Source organism: Streptomyces sp. NBC_00009, from assembly GCF_045040855.1.
Lineage (GTDB): Bacteria > Actinomycetota > Actinomycetes > Streptomycetales > Streptomycetaceae > Streptomyces > Streptomyces aureus.
The window spans coordinates 8,112,927-8,132,399 of record NZ_CP108312.1; the positions used below are offsets into that span (position 1 = coordinate 8,112,927).

17 protein-coding genes are annotated in these 19,473 nt (G+C 70.5%); 7 read left to right on the forward strand and 10 right to left on the reverse strand.

What is annotated here, in order from left to right; genetic code table 11:
- Positions 1–52 precede the first annotated feature (52 nt).
- On the forward strand, positions 53–976 hold the full coding sequence (locus tag OHA58_RS36930) for an EamA family transporter (RefSeq protein WP_405484053.1): 924 nt from the start codon (positions 53–55) through the stop codon (positions 974–976).
- A 9-nt stretch (positions 977–985) separates the two neighbouring features.
- Positions 986–1,936 (forward strand): LysR family transcriptional regulator, encoded by a 951-nt coding sequence (locus tag OHA58_RS36935; RefSeq protein ID WP_405484055.1) that lies wholly within the window; start codon positions 986–988, stop codon positions 1,934–1,936.
- A 76-nt stretch (positions 1,937–2,012) separates the two neighbouring features.
- On the opposite strand, the gene purU is transcribed toward OHA58_RS36935, so the two are convergent.
- The 7 genes from purU to glyA all read right to left on the reverse strand — a co-directional run bounded on the left by purU (position 2,013) and on the right by glyA (position 9,591).
- Complete coding sequence (gene purU / locus OHA58_RS36940) at positions 2,013–2,957, reverse strand: formyltetrahydrofolate deformylase (protein ID WP_405484057.1); 945 nt, start codon at positions 2,955–2,957, stop codon at positions 2,013–2,015.
- 4 nt (positions 2,958–2,961) lie between these two features.
- Positions 2,962–3,126 carry a hypothetical protein gene (locus tag OHA58_RS36945; protein ID WP_405484059.1) on the reverse strand — a complete coding sequence of 55 codons (165 nt, stop codon included), beginning with the start codon at positions 3,124–3,126 and terminating at the stop codon, positions 2,962–2,964.
- A gap of 64 nt (positions 3,127–3,190) precedes the next feature.
- Positions 3,191–3,820, reverse strand: a complete 630-nt coding sequence (locus OHA58_RS36950) for a sarcosine oxidase subunit gamma (protein WP_405484061.1) — start codon at positions 3,818–3,820, stop codon at positions 3,191–3,193.
- Entirely contained in the window at positions 3,813–6,683 is a 2,871-nt protein-coding gene (locus OHA58_RS36955; RefSeq protein WP_405484063.1) for a sarcosine oxidase subunit alpha family protein, read from the reverse strand. The genes OHA58_RS36950 and OHA58_RS36955 overlap by 8 nt, the downstream gene beginning before the upstream one ends.
- Positions 6,680–6,985: a sarcosine oxidase subunit delta gene (locus OHA58_RS36960; RefSeq protein ID WP_405484065.1), complete on the reverse strand. Its 306-nt coding sequence runs from the start codon at positions 6,983–6,985 to the stop codon at positions 6,680–6,682. Before OHA58_RS36960 ends, OHA58_RS36955 begins: the two co-directional genes overlap by 4 nt.
- Positions 6,986–7,000: 15 nt before the next feature.
- Positions 7,001–8,230, reverse strand: coding sequence for a sarcosine oxidase subunit beta family protein (locus tag OHA58_RS36965; protein ID WP_405484067.1), 1,230 nt, complete (start codon positions 8,228–8,230; stop codon positions 7,001–7,003).
- Positions 8,227–9,591, reverse strand: a complete 1,365-nt coding sequence (gene glyA / locus OHA58_RS36970) for a serine hydroxymethyltransferase (RefSeq protein WP_405484069.1) — start codon at positions 9,589–9,591, stop codon at positions 8,227–8,229. Before glyA ends, OHA58_RS36965 begins: the two co-directional genes overlap by 4 nt.
- A 94-nt stretch (positions 9,592–9,685) precedes the next feature.
- On the opposite strand from glyA, the gene OHA58_RS36975 reads away from it, so the two are divergent.
- Positions 9,686–10,357 (forward strand): GntR family transcriptional regulator, encoded by a 672-nt coding sequence (locus OHA58_RS36975; RefSeq protein ID WP_405484071.1) that lies wholly within the window; start codon positions 9,686–9,688, stop codon positions 10,355–10,357.
- A gap of 94 nt (positions 10,358–10,451) precedes the next feature.
- Here OHA58_RS36975 and OHA58_RS36980 read toward each other — a convergent pair whose 3' ends face one another.
- The gene (locus tag OHA58_RS36980) at positions 10,452–12,329 is read right to left on the reverse strand and encodes a helix-turn-helix domain-containing protein (RefSeq protein WP_405484072.1); all 1,878 of its coding nucleotides are present in this window, start codon (positions 12,327–12,329) and stop codon (positions 10,452–10,454) included.
- Positions 12,330–12,758: 429 nt separating this feature from the next.
- On the opposite strand from OHA58_RS36980, the gene OHA58_RS36985 reads away from it, so the two are divergent.
- The 4 genes from OHA58_RS36985 to OHA58_RS37000 all read left to right on the forward strand — a co-directional run bounded on the left by OHA58_RS36985 (position 12,759) and on the right by OHA58_RS37000 (position 18,165).
- Positions 12,759–14,129, forward strand: a complete 1,371-nt coding sequence (locus OHA58_RS36985; protein ID WP_405484073.1) for an MFS transporter — start codon at positions 12,759–12,761, stop codon at positions 14,127–14,129.
- Between the two features lie 74 nt (positions 14,130–14,203).
- Positions 14,204–15,589, forward strand: coding sequence for an NAD(P)/FAD-dependent oxidoreductase (locus OHA58_RS36990; protein WP_405484075.1), 1,386 nt, complete (start codon positions 14,204–14,206; stop codon positions 15,587–15,589).
- 46 nt (positions 15,590–15,635) lie between these two features.
- Positions 15,636–16,535: a 4-hydroxy-tetrahydrodipicolinate synthase gene (gene dapA / locus OHA58_RS36995; protein ID WP_405484077.1), complete on the forward strand. Its 900-nt coding sequence runs from the start codon at positions 15,636–15,638 to the stop codon at positions 16,533–16,535.
- A 115-nt stretch (positions 16,536–16,650) separates the two neighbouring features.
- A complete protein-coding gene (locus tag OHA58_RS37000; RefSeq protein ID WP_405484079.1) occupies positions 16,651–18,165 on the forward strand; it encodes an aldehyde dehydrogenase family protein in 1,515 nt (504 codons plus the stop codon).
- Positions 18,166–18,260: 95 nt separating this feature from the next.
- Here the strand turns inward: OHA58_RS37000 and OHA58_RS37005 are convergent, their stop codons facing one another.
- Together OHA58_RS37005 and OHA58_RS37010 are read right to left on the reverse strand one after the other, a co-directional pair.
- Complete coding sequence (locus OHA58_RS37005) at positions 18,261–18,638, reverse strand: PaaI family thioesterase (protein WP_405485371.1); 378 nt, start codon at positions 18,636–18,638, stop codon at positions 18,261–18,263.
- A 138-nt stretch (positions 18,639–18,776) separates the two neighbouring features.
- Entirely contained in the window at positions 18,777–19,394 is a 618-nt protein-coding gene (locus OHA58_RS37010) for a LysE family translocator (RefSeq protein WP_405484081.1), read from the reverse strand.
- Positions 19,395–19,473 lie beyond the last annotated feature (79 nt).

A 19,473-nucleotide genomic window follows, 5' to 3' on the forward strand; every position in this document is an offset into this window, starting at 1 on the left:
TCCGGCGTCGGATGCATTTTGCGTATGAGCCCATCAGGCGGATGGTCGCGGCATGAAAACCGATGCTCGCGCGGAGCCGACCGTGTCCACCGCTCCGCAGGTCGCCTCACCTCGCTGGTCCGGGGTGGCCCTGATGCTGGGCAGCGGCCTGTCCAACCAGCTCGGAGCCTCCGTTGCCGCACTCGCCTTCCCGGTTCTGGGCCCGGTAGGTGTGGTCGCCGTGCGCCAATGGGTGGCCGCCGGCGTGCTGTTGAGCGCCGGTCGGCCGAACCTGCGTAAATTCACCGCCGCACAGTGGCGGCCGGTAGTGGGACTGGCTGTGGTGTTCGCGACCATGAACCTGACGCTGTACATGGCGATCGACCGGATCGGGCTCGGCCTGGCAGTCACTCTGGAGTTCCTCGGGCCGCTCACCGTCGCGCTGGCCGGCTCCCGCCGCCGCGTCGACCTGGTCTGCGCGCTTATCGCCTGCGCGGCCGTACTGGTCCTCACTCGGCCCCGGCCCAGCACCGACTACCTGGGCATCGCACTGGCCCTGCTCGCCGCCGTGTGCTGGGGCTGCTACATCCTGCTCAACCGCACTGTGGGGCAGCGCCTGCCCGGAATCGAAGGATCGGCGGCCGCCGCACTCGTCTCCGGCGCTCTCTATGTGCCGGTCGGCATCACCGTGCTGTGTCTGCACCGGCCCACCGCAACCGCACTCCTGTGCGCGCTGGCAGCCGGTGTGCTGTCCTCCGCGGTGCCCTTCCTCACCGACCTGCTCGCGCTGCGACGCGTCCCCGCCCACTTCTTCGGGATCTTCATGAGCATCAACCCGGTGTGCGCCGCACTGGTGGGCCTCCTGATACTCGGCCAGCACCTCGGCCCGGAATCCTGGACGGCCATCGCCGTGATCGTTGCCGCCAACGCCGTGGCCGTGGGCACGGCAGCGAACCGCTCTCCGGCCCCTACGGCCACCCGGATACTGGGTGAATAGAGTGGGCGGGTGGATCTCAACGCTGTGCGCACCTTTGTCGCGGCTGCGGACGCAGGCCAGTTCCAGGAAGCCGCCGCCGCCCTGTCGATCACCCAGCAAGCCGTCTCCAAGCGCATCGCCGTGCTGGAGAAGGATCTGGGGGTGCGCCTGTTCACGCGTACCCCGCGCGGCGCCGAGCTCACCATCGACGGGCAGGCGTTCCTGCCCCACGCCCGCGAACTCCTCCGGGCGGAAGACCGGGCGGACGCCTCCGTGCGCCCCGGCCGGCGCCCCCTGCGCGTCGACGTCCTCAACCGGCGGATCGCTCCGGCAGTGCTCCTCCAGGACTTCTACCGCACGCGTCCCGAGATCGAGCTCGACGTCGTCACCCTGAACGCCGACGTCGACACAGCGATCGCCGCCGTCGAAGCCGGAACGATCGACGCGACGTTCCACGCGATCACCGTCCCCGAGCATCACCTGCCGGCCTCGATCAAGACCGCCCGAGTGATCGACGACCCGCACGAGTTGCTCGTCGGCCCCTCCCACGCGCTGGCCGACGCCGACAGCGTCACGCCCGCACAACTCGCCGGACACCGCATCTGGATGCCCGGCATGGCACCCGGCACCGAGTGGGCCGACTATTACGACGAGTTCGCCGCCGCATTCGGGCTCACGATCGACGTCGTCGGGCCCGTCTTCGGGAACGAGGCGCTGCTCGACGAGATCGCCGACTCGGCCGACCTGGCGACCCTGGTGGGCGAAGGGTCGCGCTATCTCTGGCCCGACAGCTACGACCTGCGGCGCATTCCGGTGCGGAACCCGACGCCGGTCTACCCGATGTCACTGATCTGGCGCGGCGACAATCGCCATCCGGTGCTCGACGCGTTCCGCGCCCACCTGGACGCGACACGAGCACGAACCCCGGACGTCGAGGTGTGGGAACCGACGTGGAGGCAGCGGACAGCCAGAAGGTCGTGAGCCCCACGGCAGGTGGCTGCCCCTCTGCCCCCTGTCCCTTTGGCCCGTTGTCCCTCTGGCCCTTTGTCCCTCGCCCTCAGCGGAGTACCACCGTGCGCCTGCCCTGGACGAACACCCGGCCTTCGCAGTGCCAGCGGACGGCCCGGGCCAGGGCTGCCGATTCCGCGTCGCGGCCGATCGCGGCCAGGTCCTCGGGGGTGTGGCTGTGGTCGGCGCTGATGACCTCCTGGGCGATGATCGGGCCTTCGTCGAGGTCGGCGGTGACGTAGTGGGCCGTCGCGCCGACGAGTTTGACGCCGCGGTCGTGGGCCTGGTGGTAGGGCTTGGCGCCCTTGAAGCTCGGCAGGAACGAGTGGTGGATGTTGATCAGCCGGCCGGGCAGTCGGGTGCACAGGTCGTCGGAGAGCACCTGCATGTAGCGGGCGAGGACGACCAGGTCGACGTCGAACGAGTCGATGAGGCCGAGGAGTTGGGCCTCGGCCTGGGGCTTGGTCGCGGCGGTGACCGGCAGGTGGAAGAAGGGGATGTCGTGCCAGTTGACGAGTGCCTCGTGGTCGCGGTGGTTGGAGACGACCGCGACCACGTCGATGGGCAGGTCGCCGCTGCGGGTGCGGAAGAGCAGGTCGTTGAGGCAGTGGTCGTAGCGGGACACCATGATCAGCACGCGTCGGCGGGTGCCGACCGGTTCGAGGTGCCACCGCATGGCGAAGGGGGCGGCCACGGCGGCGAAGTCGTCGCGCATGGCCTGCGTGGTGTTCTCGCCGCCGGTTGCGGCGAAGTGCACCCGCATGAAGAAGTGGCCGTCCCGGCGGTCGCCGAACTGCTGGTTGTCGATGATGTCGCTGCCGTGGTCGACGAGGAACCGCGAGACGGCGTGGACGATGCCGGGCGCTTCGGGGCAGTCGAGGGTGAGCACGTGCTCGACCGGCGCCGTGGCGGGGCCGGTCGGCAAGGGGCCGGTCGCAGAGGGGGCGGGGGAAGCGGGGACGGGGGACGCGGCGGAAGCCGGGGAATCAGTCATGGTGTCAGCATTCGGTGACGTTGACGGCGAGGCAGCCGCGGGCGGCCTCCTGGCATGTGGCCTTCATGTCCCGGCCGGTGTCGCGCGTGGTCGTGATGACCTTGGCGAGGCTGTCCGTGTACGTGGGGTGACCGGCCCGGCGACTGACGAAGCGCCGGGCCGCCCGCATCCGCCCCACCGTGCGGGCGGAGGGGCCGATGCGGACCGAGTGCGGGCCGATGTGCCCGGCGCGGTCAAGGCAGCTCGGGGCCGCGGTATTCGCTCATCGCGTCGATGAGCCAGCGCGCCAGGTAATCGGCGAACGACGACCGCGGCAGCAGCCGGTACGTCGGCCCGTCGTCGACCTGCCAGAGCAGGACCGCGATGGGTCCCACCGTGGTCGACACGGCCCGGCCCGGAGCGAAGACCCGAGGATGCAGGTCCAGCGGGCAGCCCTTCTCCAGCACCTGCCGGGCGGCCGGGCCGCTCAGTTCGAGGGTGGTGCGGTTCGCCGAGACATCGACGACCGAACCCGGATCCGCGGCGAGCGCCTCCCTCAACTCGTCGACCACAGACCCCACTTCGGCCTGGGGCAGCACGAGCCACTCGTCGGGGCCGAGCCAGAACGCCGTGTGGCCGCCGGAGGTGGTGGTCCGGCCGTGCTCGCGGGGGAGTGGTGCCCCCAAGGTCTTCTCGATGCGGGTCGCCGCCGCGGAGGCGGGGTCGACGCGCACGTTCACCATGCTGACGAAGGGCCACTCAGTCAGCGTGACACCGCGGGCCCCGGTGACGGCCGCGTCCCGCATCCGCTCCGCGAGATGCGCCAGAGGGCTCACGCGCCATGCCAACAGGCCGGTGCGCGCGTCGTTCGTGGGCTCAGCCATCGCGCTTGGTCCCTTCCGGGTCGTAGAGGACGGAGTCGGTGACCTCGACGGGCACCAGGTCGTCGCCCACCGGGGCGAGCAGGGTCGAGCCGATCCTGGCCCGCCCGCCGGCGACGAGGGCGAGGGCGAAGGGGCGGCCGAGTGCGGCGCTGTGGTAGCTGGAGGTGACGTGGCCGAGCATGGGCACCGGCCCGGCCTCGGGGGTCAATAGTGTGTCCTGCGCGATGAGTTGGGATCCCTCGGGCAGTCGTGTCGTACGGTCGGTGGGCAGCAGGCCGACCAGCTGCTTGCGGTCGGCGCGCGTCGTGTCGACGCGGGAGTAGGACCGGTTCCCGATGAAGTCCTTGCGCTTGGAGACCACCCAGTCCATGTTCGCGTCCTGCGGGGTGACGGTGCCGTCGGTGTCCTGGCCGACGATGATGAACCCCTTCTCGGCGCGCAGGACGTGCATCGTCTCGGTGCCGTACGGCGTGATGTCGTACGACTTTCCTGCCTCGTACACCTGCTCCCAGACGGCCCGGCCGTACCAGGACGAGACATTGATCTCGAAGGCGAGCTCACCGGAGAAGGAGATCCGGCAGACGCGGGCGGGGATGCCCGAGGCCAGCGTCGTCTCGCGGAAGGCCATGAAAGGGAACGCCTCGGCGGAGACGTCGAGTTCGGGGGCGAGCTTCGCGATGACGTCACGTGACTTCGGGCCGACGACGGCGACCGTCGCCCACTGTTCGGTCACCGAGGTGCAGTGGACGTCGAGTTCGGGCCACTCGGTCTGCAGCCACTCCTCCAGCCAGTCCAGAACCCCGGCGGCGCCACCCGTCGTGGTGGTCATGAAGTAGCGGTTCTCGTCGAGGCGCAGCGTCACGCCGTCGTCGAAGATCATGCCGTCCGGCTTGCACATCACGCCGTAGCGGGCCATGCCGGGCTTCAGCTTCTTGAAGGCGTTGGTGTAGACGCGGTTGAGGAACTCGCCCGCGTCCGCGCCCCAGATCTCGATCTTGCCGAGGGTGGTGGCGTCCATGAACGCCACGCCTTCACGGGCCGCGCGGCACTCGCGGGCGACGGCCGCCTCCATGTCCTCGCCCGGCCGGGGGTAGTACCAGGGCCGCTTCCACTGCCCGACGTCCTCGAACTCGGCGCCGTGGGCGACGTGCCAGCCGTGGATGGACGTGGTGCGCTCCGGGTCGAAGAGGTCCCCGCGCTCACGCCCGGCGAGGGCGGCGAAGGCCACCGGCGTGTAGGGCGCCCGGTAGGCGGTGGTGCCGATCTCGCCGGGTGACGCGCCCGCGCCGAGGGCCTCGGCGATCACGCCGATCGCGTTGACGCCGGACGTCTTGCCCTGGTCGTTCGCCGTGCCGAGGGAGGTGTAGCGCTTGACGTGCTCGACGCCGCGCATGCCGGCGCCGGTGGACCGCCAGACGTCGGCGACGGTGACGTCGCGCTGGAGGTCGACGAAGTGGGTGTCCCAGGTGCCGGGTTCGCCGGCGGGGGAGGGCACCAGCCACAGGGCGCGGACGTCGGGCCGTGTGTCCTCGGACGGCGCCGCGGGCACCGGAACGGGGAACCCCGCCTCGGTCGCCGCCAGCGCACCGGCCCGCGCGCCTTCGGCCAGAGCCCCGTCGAGGCCGTACGTCCCACGCGCCGCGCCGACGATCTGCTGGTCCCGTACCGTGCCGTCGGGCACGAACGCGACCAGGTTGTCGTCCCAGCGCAGCTTGCCCTGGCGCTGGCTGTGCAGGTGGACGACCGGACTCCAGCCGCCCGAGACGGCGAGCAGGTCGCAGTCGAACTCCTCGGCCTCGCCGGTGAGTTGGCCGTCCGCGTCGAGGGTCTGGACGGTCACGCCGGTGAGCCGGGACTCGCCCGTAGTGTCGACCACTGCGCTGCCCGTCAGCACCCGTACCCCGGCCGCCGTCGCGATCTCGGCGGCCCGCCGCGACAGTTCGGGCCGCGCGTCCACGACGGCGGCGATGTCGATCCCGGCTGCGCGCAGATCGGCGACCGTGTCGTACGCGCTGTCGTTGGTGGTGGCGACCACGGCTCGCCTGCCAGGGGCCACGCCGTACCGGTTGATGTACGTGCGTACGGACGCGGCGAGCATCACGCCGGGGCGGTCGTTGCCGGCGAAGGTCAGCGGGCGCTCGTGCGCGCCGGTCGCCAGGACTACCTGGCGGGCACGGATGTGCCACAGCCGTTGGCGCGAGACACCCGAGGAAGGGTCGGGTGCGTCGGCTCCGAGGTGGTCGGTGCGACGCTCCAGTGCGAGGACGTAGTTGTCGTCGTACGACCCGAACGCCGTGGTGCGCGTCAGGACGGTGACCTCGGGGGCCGCGTCGAGCGTCGCGCGGACCTCGGCCACCCACCCCGACCGAGTGCGTCCGGACAGCAGTGCGCCACCGAGTTCAGGCTGGTCGTCCACCAGGATCACGCGCGCGCCGGACTCGGCTGCCGCGGCGGCGGCCGCGAGCCCGGCCGGGCCCGCGCCGACGACCAGGACGTCGGTATGGACGTACTTCTTGTCGTAGACGGCGGGGTCGGGGGTCGGGTCGAGCCGTCCCATGCCGGAAAGCGTGGTCGCGGACAGGCCGTCGTGCAGCTCCACCGTCGTCGCGGGGAGCATGCCCTCCGAGCATGAACCGCCGAGCTGTACCAGGGCGTTGGCTTCCTCGACGCCCGCCGAGACGATGCCGCGCGGGCGGCCGCGGTAGAGCGACGGGGCGGCCTCCACGATGCCGTTCGCCAGCATGGCGGAGGCAAGGGTGTCGCCGGGGTGGCCGGTCAACTCCCTGCCGTCGAGGGTGAAGTGGAGGAAAGTGGTGCGGTCGACGCGGCCTTCGTCGCCGAGCCGGAACTGCTGGTCGGTCATCGCTGCTCTCCGGCCGGGTCGGTGACGCGGGGTTCGGGGCGCGGCTCGTCGAGCCGGTAGGTGGCGAGCACTTCGTAACTGACGGTGTCGCGCAGGGCGTTGAACCAGCGGCGGCAGCCGTGGCTGTGCATCCACCGCTCGGCGAAGGGGCCCTTGGGGTTGTCCCGGTAGAAGAGGTACTCGGCCCACTGCCGGTCGTCGAGGTCGGCGGGGTTCTCGGGGTACGGGACGTGGGCCTGGCCCCCGTAGTGGTATTCGCTCTCGTTGTGGGGACCGCACCATGGGCAGTTGATCAGCAGCATCGCAGCAGCGTCCTCTCAGTGGGCCACGGCCGCGGCGCCGTGTTCGTCGATCAGTGCGCCCGTCGTGAAGCGGTCGAGGGCGAAGGGGGCGTTCAGCGGGTGCGCCTCACCCGTCGCGATGGTGTGCGCGAAGGTCCGGCCCGCGGCCGGCGTGGCTTTGAAACCGCCGGTGCCCCAGCCGCAGTTGACGAAGAGGTTCTCCACGGGAGTGGCGCTGATGATCGGCGAGGCGTCCGGGGTGACGTCGACGATGCCGCCCCAGGTCCTCAGCACATGCGCCCGCGCGAAGATCGGGAACAGTTCGACGGCGGCGGCCATCTGCTCCTCGATCACGTGGAAGGAGCCGCGCTGCCCGTATCCGTTGTACGAGTCGACGCCCGCGCCCATCACCAGTTCGCCCTTGTGGGCCTGGGAGACGTAGACATGGACGTGGTTCGACATGACGACGGTGGGGTGGACCGGCTCGTGGAGCTCGGAGACCAGTGCCTGGAGCGGGTGGGACTGGACGGGGAGGCGGACTCCGGCCCGCTCGGCGAGCACGCTGCTGTGCCCGGCGGCCGCGAGGCCGACCCGGCCGGCGTTGATGCGGCCGAGGTTGGTATCGACACCCACGACCCTCTCGCCGTCCTTGACGAAGCCGGTGACCTCGCAGCCCTGGATCAGGTCGACGCCCATCTCGTCGGCGCGGCGGGCGAGCGCCCAGGCGACGTGGTCGTGCTTGGCGATGCCCGCGCGGGGCTGGAAGGTGCCGCCGAGCACCGGGTACCGGGTGTCCGGGGAGACGTTGAGGATGGGGCAGACCTCGGCGACCTGGTCCGGGTCGAGCCATTCGGCGTCGACGCCGTTGAGCCGGTTGGCGTTGGCGCGGCGCTTGCCCTCGCGGACGTCCTGGAGGGTGTGCGCGAGGTTGAGGACGCCGCGCTGGCTGAACAGGAAGTCGTAGTCCAGCTCCTCCGGGAGTCCTTCCCACAGCTTGAGCGCGTGCTCGTAGATCGCCGCGCTCTCGTCCCACAGGTAGTTGGAGCGGATGATGGTGGTGTTGCGGGCCATGTTGCCGCCGGCCAGCCAGCCCTTCTCCAGGACCGCGACATTGGTGATGCCGTGTTCCTTCGCGAGGTAGTACGCGGTGGCCAGGCCGTGGCCGCCCGCGCCGACGATGACGACGTCGTACGAGGAGCGCGGCTCGGGATTGCGCCAGAGGAAGTCCGGGTGTTCCGGCAGCGTCGGTTGCGGCTGGGCGGTCATGCCGCGTCTCCGTTCGGGCGAGGCAGGTGGGGCGACTGGGGCAGGCGGGGCAGATGGGGATACAGGGGGAACGCGTCGGCGAGCTTCTCGACCCGGTCGCGCAGCAGACTCGCCTGCTCCTCGCCGAGGTGTTCGGGCGTGAGTGTCCCGGCGATGATGTCGGCGACCTCACGGAACTCCCCGGCGCCGAAGCCGCGCGTGGCCAGCGCCGGCGTGCCGATCCGCAGGCCGGACGAGACCATCGGCGGGCGTGGGTCGAACGGCACTGCGTTGCGGTTGACGGTGATGCCGACGCGGTGCAGGCGGTCCTCGGCCTGCTGCCCGTCGAGTGCGGAGTTCCGCAGGTCGACGAGGACCAGGTGGACCTCGGTGCCGCCGGTGAGCACGGTGATCCCGGCCTCGGCCACATCGTCGCTGAGCAGTCGCCCGGCCAGGATGCGGGCGCCGTCCAGGGTGCGCTGCTGGCGCTCCTTGAACTCCTCACTCGCCGCCACCTTGAAGGCCACCGCCTTCGCCGCGATGACGTGCTCGAGGGGCCCGCCCTGCTGCCCGGGGAATACCGCGGAATTGATCTTCTTGGCGAGGCCGGCCCGGCTGAGGATCACTCCGCCGCGCGGACCGCCGAGAGTCTTGTGGGTGGTGGTCGTGACAACGTCCGCGTACGGAACGGGACTTGGGTGCAGTCCGGCCGCGACGAGCCCGGCGAAGTGCGCCATGTCCACCATCAGATAGGCGCCCACCTCGTCGGCGATCCGCCGGAACGCGGCGAAGTCGAGGCGGCGGGGGTAGGCCGACCAGCCGGCGACGATCAGCTTGGGCCGGTGCTCGCGCGCGAGCCGCTCGACCTCGTCCATGTCGATCCGCAGGTCGGACTCGCCCACGTGGTACGGCACGACGTTGTAGAGCTTGCCGGAGAAGTTGATGCGCATGCCGTGGGTCAGGTGACCGCCGTGCGCCAGGTCGAGGCCGAGGATCGTGTCGCCCGGGCTGAGGAGAGCGAACATCGCGGCGGCGTTGGCCTGGGCGCCCGAGTGCGGCTGTACGTTCGCGGCCTCGGCGCCGAAGAGGTCCTTGACCCGGTCGATGGCCAGCTGCTCGATGACGTCCACGTGTTCACAGCCGCCGTAGTAGCGGCGACCGGGGTAGCCCTCGGCGTACTTGTTGGTGAGGACCGAGCCCTGGGCCTCCATGACGGCGGCCGGGGCGAAGTTCTCCGACGCGATCATCTCCAGCGTCGACTGCTGGCGGTGCAGCTCGGCGTCGACGGCGGCGGCGATGTCCGGGTCGAGCTCGCTGAGCGCAAGGGAGTGGAGCGAAGCAGGGGTCGTAGGCGTGGTGATCGACTGGGCGTCCGTTGCCATCTGCACACCATTCTGAGAGCCGACTAATGAGCAACTGATATATCAGTCTGTGCGGTAAGGTATGGGACCTCGATGGACAGGTCAAGGGGGCCTCATGCAGCACGTGGCGACCGAGCCGACGGTCGGTGGCGAGGAGCTGTCCCTCGCCGAGCGCGCCTACCGCGCCATCCGCGACCAGCTCGTCATGCTCGACATCCGCCCGGGCGCGCCCATCAACGAGGACCAGCTCGCCCAGACCCTCGGAGTCGGCCGTACCCCGGTGCGCGAGGCCCTCAAGCGGCTCCAGTACGAGCGCCTCGTCACGACCTACCCCAGGCGCGGCACCTTCGCCACCGAAGTGAACATCACCGACCTGGCCCATATCTCCGAAGTCCGCCTGGAGCTCGAGCCCTTGGCCGCCGCCCGTGCGGCGCGGCGGGCCACGGCCGAGGACCGTGCGGCCCTGACGGCCGTACGGCGTGAACTGGCCGGCGTGGATCCCCGGCACGGCGATGCGGCCGAGCTGATGCACCTGGACCTCAAGGTCCACCGTGCCGTGTACGCCGCCACGCACAACCCGTACCTGGAAGACACCCTCATCCGCCACGACAACCTGGCCACGCGGATCTGGTGCCTGTTCATCGACCGGCTCGCCGACATGGCCGGCCACGTCGAGGAGCACGGACCGCTGATCGACGCGATCGTCGCCGGTGAGCCGGATGCGGCGGCCCAGATCGCCCGCGCGCATGTCGAGGGCTTCGAACGGGCCGTGCGCGATGCCATCTGACCGTGCCTCGTGGCCCTGGCCGCAGGTCCAACTCGCTTGTCAGGGAGGCGAGTCGACGCAGTCCTGACGCGCCGGGGGCTCTTCGCCCCGTGGGTCAGTGCGCGGCGCCCCGCGAGGCCTCGGGGCGCAGCCGGGGCCTGCCCGCGAGGGTGGTCCACAGATGCGGGGCGACGTCGTCGTCGGGCAGCTGCGCGACCATGAAGCGGACGCAGCGCTCGATCTTGACCCGCCACAGGCGTGCGGCCTCGTTTCCGTCGGCGTCGCGCAGCGCGTCGAAGACGACGGTGTCCTCCCTGGCGATGGCGTCGCAGGCCTGGCTGTAGTCCATGTTCAGGACATTGACGAGCATGCGCAGGCGCGCGGTGAGGCGTTCGAAGGTGCGGGCGGCCTGGGGGAGGTCCGCGGTGCGCGCGAGGGTGTCCTGGAACCACAGGTCGACCTCGCGGATGCGGACGTGGTCGTTGTCCCGGGCCGCGGCACGGACCTCCGCCAGCGCTGCCGAGACCGGGACGAGGTGCTCGCTGCCGAGCATGGCGACACGGCGGATGAGCAGCGCACCGAGGCTGGCACGCAGGGCGTAGAGGTCGAGGACGTCCTTCGCCGTCACGGCGGGGAGCACGGTGCCGCCACCCGGTTGCAGGTCGAGCAGGCCCTCCTCCGCCAGCGCGTGCAGCCCCGCTCGGACGACCCGGCGTGAGACGCCGAGCTCTGACGCGAGAGGGGCCTCCCGGACGCGGTCGCCGGGCCGGTGGCTCCCCGCGAGGAGCGCCTCACGCAGCATGGCCAGGACGGGGTCGGTGGTGATCGGTGCGCCGGGGGGTGTGCCGCACGACGTGATCGCGGTCGCCGTGATCGCGGTCGGCGAGGGGGCGGGGGAGGCGCCGGGTGCGCGCGGCTCAAGGGCATCCGAGTCATGTTCGCGGCCGCAGATGACGGGGATCTCGTACCGGGGGCGCGGCCCGACAGTCCGGCTGAACGGGGCTGCCGAGGAGGTCCATGTGGTGGACCACGACAGGAGCGCGTCACGCAGGAGGGGCAGACCGGCTGCTGTGACCTCACGGGGGGCCTCGGTGCCGGCGGTGAGGAGGCGGCGGGCCTCGTCGGACCAGGCCGCCGGGTCGGGTGCGTGGTGCCGGCGCAGACGCACGGGGCCGACCGTGTCCGGATGGCCGTCGGTGCCTGCGGTCGTCGGTATGCCGTGTGCCAGCAGGTCCACCGTGGTGCCCGGACCCGCGGCCGATGCCACCTGTTCCACGAACGTGCGCAGGTCGAAGTGGTCTGTCTCGGGGGCGTCTGCCTTGCGCGGTTCGCCCCGCAGAGCGGCAAAGGCGCAGGCCACGGCCAGTACGTGGGCAGCCTCCGGGTCATCGCCGAACAGCCGGCCCGCGGCGGGCGCGGTGGCCACGGCGGTGGTGCGTACGGGTCCGCCGCCACGCCCCCGGGCCGTCACCGCCAGCACGCACACAGGTGGGGCCAGGAACAGACCGACCACCTCATCGGTGCGCTCCGGCAGGGACCAGGTCCGGCGCGGCCCAGGCGCACCGCGCTGCCCCGGCTGGATGCGGCAGGTCCGCCAGATCCGGCTCACCATGCTCTGGCTCAGACCGGCCTCGGCCGCCATGGAACGCGTCGACCAGACCTGCCGGGTACCGGGCGGGGGCGGGGTGAGGGTCCGCAGCAGGACGTGGGCCACGGTGTCGTCGTCGGCCCACGGCGGGCGTCCGGGACGGGGTTGCTCATCGAGACCGGCGAGGCGTCCGGCGAGGAAACGCGTACGCCATGTGGTGACCATGTCCCGTGAGACGCCCAGGCGCCGGGCCACAGCGGTGTTGGTGGGCTCGTCCGAGCAGGCCAGCACGATGCGCGCACGCTGCGCCCGGGCCTGCGAGCAGGTGCGGCTGCGGGTCCATCGCAACAGCGTGGCCCGCTCTTCATCGGTGAGGATCACGGAGTTCCGGGGGCGGCCGACCATGGCGGCAACCGTAGCCATAATTCCGACTCGGTTGAACCCCTGAGCGGGGTCGGATGTCGGGGGCATTGTTGGCCGGCCTCGGCGCTTCCCATACTTCGTTGCCATCCGGCGGCCACGCTGCCGGCGTCCCCAAGAAACCGCGAGTTCGCCTCGTTCGGCACGACACCGCCCAGGTGGCAGTACGCGTGGACAGCGAGCGCCAACGACCTTTCGAGCCGGACCCGTTGACGCACGCCGGGCAGCTCTCGCCGAGACCTGAACCCCGAAAGGGCGCAGGCGCGCACCAAGAGATCAACCCCGAAGGGGCGCACGGCGCCCACCTGGACATCAACCCCGACAGGGCGCACGGCGCCCACCAAGACATCAACCCCCACCTGGACCGGACCGCCCTGACACGGGCGAGTCCGGGAACCGCTCCCGGAGGCCGTGATGACCGCACCCACAGAAACAGGAAACCGACTGGATGACGCACCCCTGTCGAACTTCCACAAGAAACTCGCGCTGTACTCCTCCGGCGGCCCGTTCCTCGACGGGTACGTCCTCAGCGTCATCGGCGTCGCCATGGTGCAGATCGCCCCGCAGCTCGAACTGTCCGGCTCCGCACAGGGGTTGATCGGTGCGTCCGCCCTGATCGGGGTCTTCCTCGGTGCGTTCCTCGGCGGCTGGCTGACGGACAGGTTCGGCCGCCAGATGCTGTACACCGTCGACCTGATCGCGATCATCGGCTGCTCCGTCGCACAGTTCTGGGCCGATGACCCGGTCTGGCTGTTCGTCCTGCGGCTCCTGATCGGCATGGCGGTCGGCGCCGACTACCCCATCGCGACCTCGCTGCTCGCCGAGTTCACACCGAGCCGCTACCGCGGGCCGCTCCTCGGGGGCCTGGTCGTCGCGTGGTTCGTCGGCGCGGCGGTCGCCTACACCGTCGGAGAGCTCCTGCTCGCCCTGGGGGACGACGGGTGGCGGTGGATGCTGGTCAGCGCGGCGCTGCCCGCCACGGTGATCGTGCTGCTGCGGCTCGGCACACCCGAGTCGCCGCGCTGGCTGGCGAGCAAGGGCCGTACCGAAGAGGCAGAGGCCGTCCTCAAGCAGGTCTTCGGCCCCGAGGCCACCATCGCCGACCTGGCGGAGGACGAGGAGCGCGAGAACGTCGACGTGAAGGCGATCCTGCGGTCCGGCTACGGCGGACGGATGCTCTACATCTCGGTCTTCTGGACGTGTTCCGTCGTCCCGCTCTTCGCGATCTACGCCTTCGGACCCACCATCCTCGGCGCCCTCAACCTCCAAGGGTCGCTGGCCCACATCGGCTCGGCCCTCATCACCGTCATGTTCCTGATCGGCTGTACGGTCGCCCTGCTCTGCGTGAACCGCATGGGCCGGCGCTCCCTGGTCATCCACAGTTTCGTCTGGTCGGGCCTCGCCCTGCTGGTACTCGGGATCTTCCCGGACGCCCCGTCCGCCGTGATCATGGTCCTCTTCGCGCTGTACGCGGTGATGATCGGCGGCACCCAGATCCTGCAGTGGATCTACCCCAACGAGCTGTTCCCGACCGAGGTCCGCGGCTCCGCCGTGGGCCTGGCCTCCTCGGCCAGCCGCGTAGGCGCTGCCGTCGGCACCTACCTGGTCCCGCTGGCCCTGACCGGCTGGGGCATCGGCGGCACCATGCTCGCGGCCTCCGCCATCAGCTTCGTCGGCGCGCTCGTCTCCCTCTTCTGGGCACCCGAGACACGTGGCCTGAGCCTGCACGAGTCCGCGGCGCTGACGCCCCGCACCGAGCCTGCCCCCAGCCCCGCCAAGGTCTGACCACGCGAGGCCGCCCGTACAGCCGCACGACACACCACACCGTTCAACTCGCAGAGAGATCCAGGAGATTACCGATGAAAGACGTCGTGATCGTCGGAGGCGGCATCGCCGGACTGGCCGCGGGCCGGCGACTGAGGCACTGGGACACCCTCCTTCTGGAGTCCGAGGACCGCGTCGGCGGACGCATCCGCTCCGAGCGCCGCGGACCGTACTGGCTCAACTGGGGTGGACACGTCTACGCCGGCGGCGACTCCTCCACCGCGTGGCTGCTGCGCGACACCGGCATCGACTCGACCCCGGTGACGGGATCGCTGGCCGGTCTCTCGATGAACGGCAAGCTGCTGCTCAAGGGCCGGGTGGAGAGCTACCCGTTCCGCATCCCGATGTCGTGGGACGCCCGCGTCGGCATGGTGAAGGCCGGCGCCAAGGTCGCCCTCGCCGTCGCCAAGTACGCCCGGATCGTGCGCCTTCGGCCCGGCGAGGACGAGGCCACCCGCCAGCAGCGCGTCTACGACTTCATGAACGACCGCAGCTTCGCCGACTTCATCGGGGACCTCCCGCAGGACGCCGTAGAGCTGTTCAAGCCGACGGTGACCCGCTCGGCCGCCGACATCGACCAGCTTTCCGCCGGTGCCGGTGTCGGCTACTTCAGCCTGGTGTGGAACATCGGCGCCGGCCTCTCGCAGAGCATCATCGGCGGCCCCTCTACGCTCACCGAGTCGATCGCCGCGTCTCTGTCGGACCGGGTGCGGCTGCGCGCGACCGTCGACGAGATCGTCCACAAGAAGGACTCGGTCGTCGTCCGCTACCGTCAGGACGGGGTCGAGCAGGAGGTCGAGGCACGCTGCGTCGTGCTCGCCACACCGGCGACCGTCAGCCACCGGGTCGCCGTAGACCTCGACCGCGACGTCCGCGAGGCGCTCTCGAAGGTCGTCTACGGCCCGTACGTGAGCGCGGCGTTCCTCACGAACGAGACCGGACGGCAGGTCTGGGACGGCGCCTACGCCATCGCGACACCGAAGCGCTCCTTCAATGTCGCGCTGAACCTGTCGAACATCGCGCGCGGTCTGGAAGGCGAAGGAGAACGCCGCCCCGGCAGCAGCCTCATGACGTTCTCGCCGGGCAGCCTGGCCCGCCGCCTCCTCGAACTCGACGACGACGACATCCGCCGGATCTACCTCGACGACCTCGACCAGGTCCTGCCGGGCTTCTCCGACAAGGTCGTCGAGGCCGAGGTCCAGCGCTGGCCCACCGGCGCGCCCTACTGCTTCCCAGGCCGCGGGAAGCTGCAGCCCGCCCTGACCCGCCGCACCGGGCGTGTCCTCCTCGCGGGCGACTACCTCGGCACCCTCTACACCGAGACCGCGATCCAGACCGGCCTGTCGGCCGCGCAAGAGGCGCAGAGCCTGCTGGCCACCGACCGCGGAAGCGCCCCGCACCCGATGCACGCGACGCTCTGAACTCCCGTACCCCTAAGACCACTTCACTTCCTCCAGGAGCATCACCATGTCCTCCCAGCTGAGCGGCGTCCTGACCGCACTCGCCTCCCCGTTCGCACAGGACGGCCAGATCGACGAGAAGACCCTGCGCCGCCTGGTCGACCGCAGCATCGACGGCGGAGTCGACGGCGTCGTCGCCTGCGGCTCCACCGGCGAGTTCGCCGCGATGAGCGCGGCCGAGCGCCGCCACGTCGTCGAGACCGTCATCGACCAGACCGCCGGACGGATCCCGGTCGTCGCGCAGACCGGAGCGCTGAGCACCCGCGAGGCGGTCGAACTCTCCCGCCACGCACAGGACGCGGGCGCCTCCGTACTGATGGTCGTCGCCCCGTACTACGAGCCGCTCACGCTCGACGAGACCCTGCGCTACCTGCGCACCGTCGCGGACGCCGTGGACATCCCCGTCATGCTCTACAACCTGCCGGGAGCCACCGGCGTAAACCTCTCGCCGGACACCGTGGCGCAGCTCGCCCGCGAGGTGGAGAACATCCAGTACATCAAGGACACCAGTGCCGACATGGCCCAGGCCGGACAGCTGATCCACCGCCACGGTGACGTCATCTCCACCTTCGTCGGATGGGACAGCCTGCTCCTCACCGCGATCTCGGAGGGCGCCGCCGGTGTCATGGCCGGGACGGCGAACGTCATGCCGGCCGAACTCGTCTCGATCCACCGCGCGTTGCGCGCCGGCGAACTCGACCGTGCGCGAGCCGAGTGGGCCCGCATCTGGCCGCTGATGGACGCGATGATGTCCGCCCCCTTCATCCCGGCGGTCAAGGCTGCCCTGGGTGCCACCGGATTCCCCGTCGGAGAGCCCCGAGAGCCCGTGCTCGGCCTCGACGGCGCCACGACCGCACGGATCTCGTCCCTGGTCGAGGCGCTGTCCGAACTGTCGACGGCACGGTGACGGGAGGCGTGGCAGCCCGGGACGATCCTAGGCTGCCACGCCGGCGTCGTATCCCGCCCGATCCCTTCCTCATCCCTGCTGTCCCGCACGACCACACACAAAGGAGTCACCGATCATGACCACTGGCGCCGACCTCACGACGGCTACGGTTCGACGCGCAGCGGACGCGACGCCACCGCTGATCACCGAGGCGGACCTGCCTCCGGCCGGTCACTTCGTCGACGGGAAGTTCCTCGGGGGATCGGCCGAGCGCGTCATCGACGTGATCGACCCGAGCACCGAGGACGTCATCGCCCATACTCCGGCGGGGACCTCCGAGGACATCGACCGGGCGGTCGCCGCCGCGGTGGCCGCAAAGAGCCACTGGGCCCGGCTGGTTCCCAAGGACCGCTCAGAGCTGTTGCACGCCATCGCCGACCGACTCGCCGCCGACACCGAGCTGCTGAGCAGGCTGGAGTCGGCGAACACAGGCAAGCCGTTCGCCGTGTCGCGCGACGACGTCGACATGACCATCGACACCTTCCGCTTCATGGCCGGTGCCCTGCGCGCGACCACCTCCATGGCTGCCGGTGACTACGCCGAGAACCACCTCTCGGTCATCCTGCGGGAGCCGCTCGGGGTGATCGGCGTGATCACGCCCTGGAACTACCCCCTGCTCATGGCGGCCTGGAAGATCGCTCCGATTCTCGCAGCGGGCAACACCCTGGTCATCAAGCCGTCCGAGCAGACCCCGCTGACCACCCTGAAGTTCGCCGAACTCGTCGCCGATCTTCTGCCGCCCGGCGTGGTGAACGTCGTCACCGGATACGGCGCGGCCGCCGGCGCCCGCCTCGCCGAGCACCCGGACGTGGACATGATCGCCCTGACCGGCTCGGTCCCCAGCGGTCGCGCCGTCGCCCGGTCCGCCGCCGAGACCTTGAAGCGCGTACACCTCGAACTCGGCGGCAAGGCCCCGGTCGTGATCTTCCCGGACGCCGATCTCGCGGCCGCAGCCTCGGCGCTGCGCGTCGCCGGCTTCTGGAACTCGGGCCAGGAATGCGGGGCCGCCTGCCGCGTACTCGTCCACGTATCCGTCGCCGAGCAATTCGTCGAGCTGCTCGTCGGCGAGGTCCGCTCGCTGGTCATCGGTGAGCCGACCGCCGGCGAGGACATCGAGGTCGGCCCCATGGTCTCGAAGGCACACTTCGAGCGTGTGACGGGGTACGTGGAACGCGCGAAGGCCGACGGTGTCCGTGTGGCGACCGGAGGCGGCGGCATCGACGGGCCCGGCTACTTCGTTGCCCCGACCGTGCTGGTCGACGTACCCGAAGGGGCCGAAGCCGCCCGCGAGGAGATCTTCGGCCCGGTCGTCACGGTCGAGACCTTCACCGACGAGGAGGAGGCCGTGCGGCGGGCCAACGACGTCCCCTTCGGCCTGGCGGCATCGGTGTGGACCGAGAACGCCCGCCGCAGCCACGACGTCGCCGCGCGACTCGACTTCGGAACCGTCTGGGGCAACTCACATCTCGTACTGGCCGCCGAAGTCCCTTGGGGCGGCTTCAAGGGATCCGGCTACGGCCGGGACCTGTCGGTCTATGCGCTGGACGACTACTCGCGCACCAAGCACGTCATGCACAACCATGCGCGCTGACCTCAGTGGCCGGCAGGGGAAGGGACGCCGGACTCTCACCCTAAAGTTGAGGTCGAGGGAACGCTCGATGGGAGGCGTGGCCGGGTCGCCCCCGCTCACTGCTCGGTCCTGTTCACCCGGATCAGCGTCTGCTGCCCGTTGGCCACGAGCTTGCGCGTGCCGTCGTCCTGGGCGGCGAAGACCTCCAGCTGACACACGGTCAGGGTCCGCCCGGCCTTGAGGACGGTTCCTACGGCCTCAAGGTGGTTCCCGAGGGCGGGCGCGAGCAGGTTGATCTTGTATTCGACCGTGAGTACCTCGGTGTTCTCGGGGAACAGGGTGAAGGCCGCGTAGCCACCGGCGCTGTCGGCGATGGAACTGGTGGCGCCGGCGTGGAAGTAGCCGTGCTGCTGGGTGACTTCGGGCCGGGCCGGGAGCGCGATGTGCACGACGCCCGGTGCGATGCGTGTGAGCCGCGCACCGAGGTGGGCCATCAGTCCCTGTCGGTCGAAGCTGGCCCGCACGCGCTCCTGCACCTCGGTGCTCGCATGCTCCTGGTGCTCGTGGCGTTCCACGTGTTCTCCTTCGTCGGATATCGGGTTCTGTGGGGGAGCGCTGTGAGGCCGCCTTCGTCAGACGGCCAGGCGTTCGGCCAGAAGGAAGCCGCCGATGGCGATCATCATGGCTCCGGAAGCGCGGGTGACGGCCCGGGCTGCCGAAGGCCGGGTCTTGAGGACGGTGCGGGCGAGAACGCCTACCGAGAGGTAGACGACGGCGCACGCCGTTATGTGGAGCGCGCTGAGCAACCCCGTCTGTGCGGCGACCGGCCAGCCGTCCGCGGGGTGGATGAACTGCGGGAACAGCGAGAAGTACAGCAGTAGCGCCTTGGGGTTGAGTCCGCTGATCCCGGCGCCCTTGAGCATGATCTGCCCGCGCGAGGTGGCCATCGGCTCGGTGGACGCGCCGAGGGCCGCCGGCCGGCGCAGTACGCCCCAGCCCAGCCACATCAGGTAGGCCGCGCCGGTGACGGTGAGCGCGGTGAGGACGGTCGCCGAACTCGCCACGATCGCCACCAGGCCCACGACGGCGATCAGCGTGTAGCCCACGTATCCGGCTATCAGCCCGGTGACCGCGGGGACGACCGACCGGTCCCGCAGCCCGGCCGAGATCGCGTAGGCCCAGTCCGCGCCCGGAGTGAACACCAGCAGAAGATCCACCGCCAGAAATGCCGCCACTGTCGTCGTGTCCATCAATCGTTCCCTCTCACGTTCCATGCCTGAGAGGGAAGGTTAGGTTGGATCTGTCCGAAAGTGTTCCTGTGTTTACTTC

What these genes read in the sequence shown, in the direction of transcription:
- OHA58_RS36930 (WP_405484053.1), top strand. Translation starts at nt 53, where the DNA reads ATGAAAACCGATGCTCGCGCGGAGCCGACCGTGTCCACCGCTCCGCAG.
- purU (WP_405484057.1), bottom strand. Translation starts at nt 2,957, where the DNA reads ATGACTGATTCCCCGGCTTCCGCCGCGTCCCCCGTCCCCGCTTCCCCC.
- OHA58_RS36945 (WP_405484059.1), bottom strand. Translation starts at nt 3,126, where the DNA reads ATGCGGGCGGCCCGGCGCTTCGTCAGTCGCCGGGCCGGTCACCCCACG.
- OHA58_RS36950 (WP_405484061.1), bottom strand. Translation starts at nt 3,820, where the DNA reads ATGGCTGAGCCCACGAACGACGCGCGCACCGGCCTGTTGGCATGGCGC.
- OHA58_RS36955 (WP_405484063.1), bottom strand. Translation starts at nt 6,683, where the DNA reads ATGACCGACCAGCAGTTCCGGCTCGGCGACGAAGGCCGCGTCGACCGC.
- OHA58_RS36960 (WP_405484065.1), bottom strand. Translation starts at nt 6,985, where the DNA reads ATGCTGCTGATCAACTGCCCATGGTGCGGTCCCCACAACGAGAGCGAA.
- OHA58_RS36965 (WP_405484067.1), bottom strand. Translation starts at nt 8,230, where the DNA reads ATGACCGCCCAGCCGCAACCGACGCTGCCGGAACACCCGGACTTCCTC.
- glyA (WP_405484069.1), bottom strand. Translation starts at nt 9,591, where the DNA reads ATGGCAACGGACGCCCAGTCGATCACCACGCCTACGACCCCTGCTTCG.
- OHA58_RS36975 (WP_405484071.1), top strand. Translation starts at nt 9,686, where the DNA reads ATGCAGCACGTGGCGACCGAGCCGACGGTCGGTGGCGAGGAGCTGTCC.
- OHA58_RS36980 (WP_405484072.1), bottom strand. Translation starts at nt 12,329, where the DNA reads ATGGTCGGCCGCCCCCGGAACTCCGTGATCCTCACCGATGAAGAGCGG.
- OHA58_RS36985 (WP_405484073.1), top strand. Translation starts at nt 12,759, where the DNA reads ATGACCGCACCCACAGAAACAGGAAACCGACTGGATGACGCACCCCTG.
- OHA58_RS36990 (WP_405484075.1), top strand. Translation starts at nt 14,204, where the DNA reads ATGAAAGACGTCGTGATCGTCGGAGGCGGCATCGCCGGACTGGCCGCG.
- dapA (WP_405484077.1), top strand. Translation starts at nt 15,636, where the DNA reads ATGTCCTCCCAGCTGAGCGGCGTCCTGACCGCACTCGCCTCCCCGTTC.
- OHA58_RS37000 (WP_405484079.1), top strand. Translation starts at nt 16,651, where the DNA reads ATGACCACTGGCGCCGACCTCACGACGGCTACGGTTCGACGCGCAGCG.
- OHA58_RS37005 (WP_405485371.1), bottom strand. Translation starts at nt 18,638, where the DNA reads ATGGCCCACCTCGGTGCGCGGCTCACACGCATCGCACCGGGCGTCGTG.
- OHA58_RS37010 (WP_405484081.1), bottom strand. Translation starts at nt 19,394, where the DNA reads ATGGACACGACGACAGTGGCGGCATTTCTGGCGGTGGATCTTCTGCTG.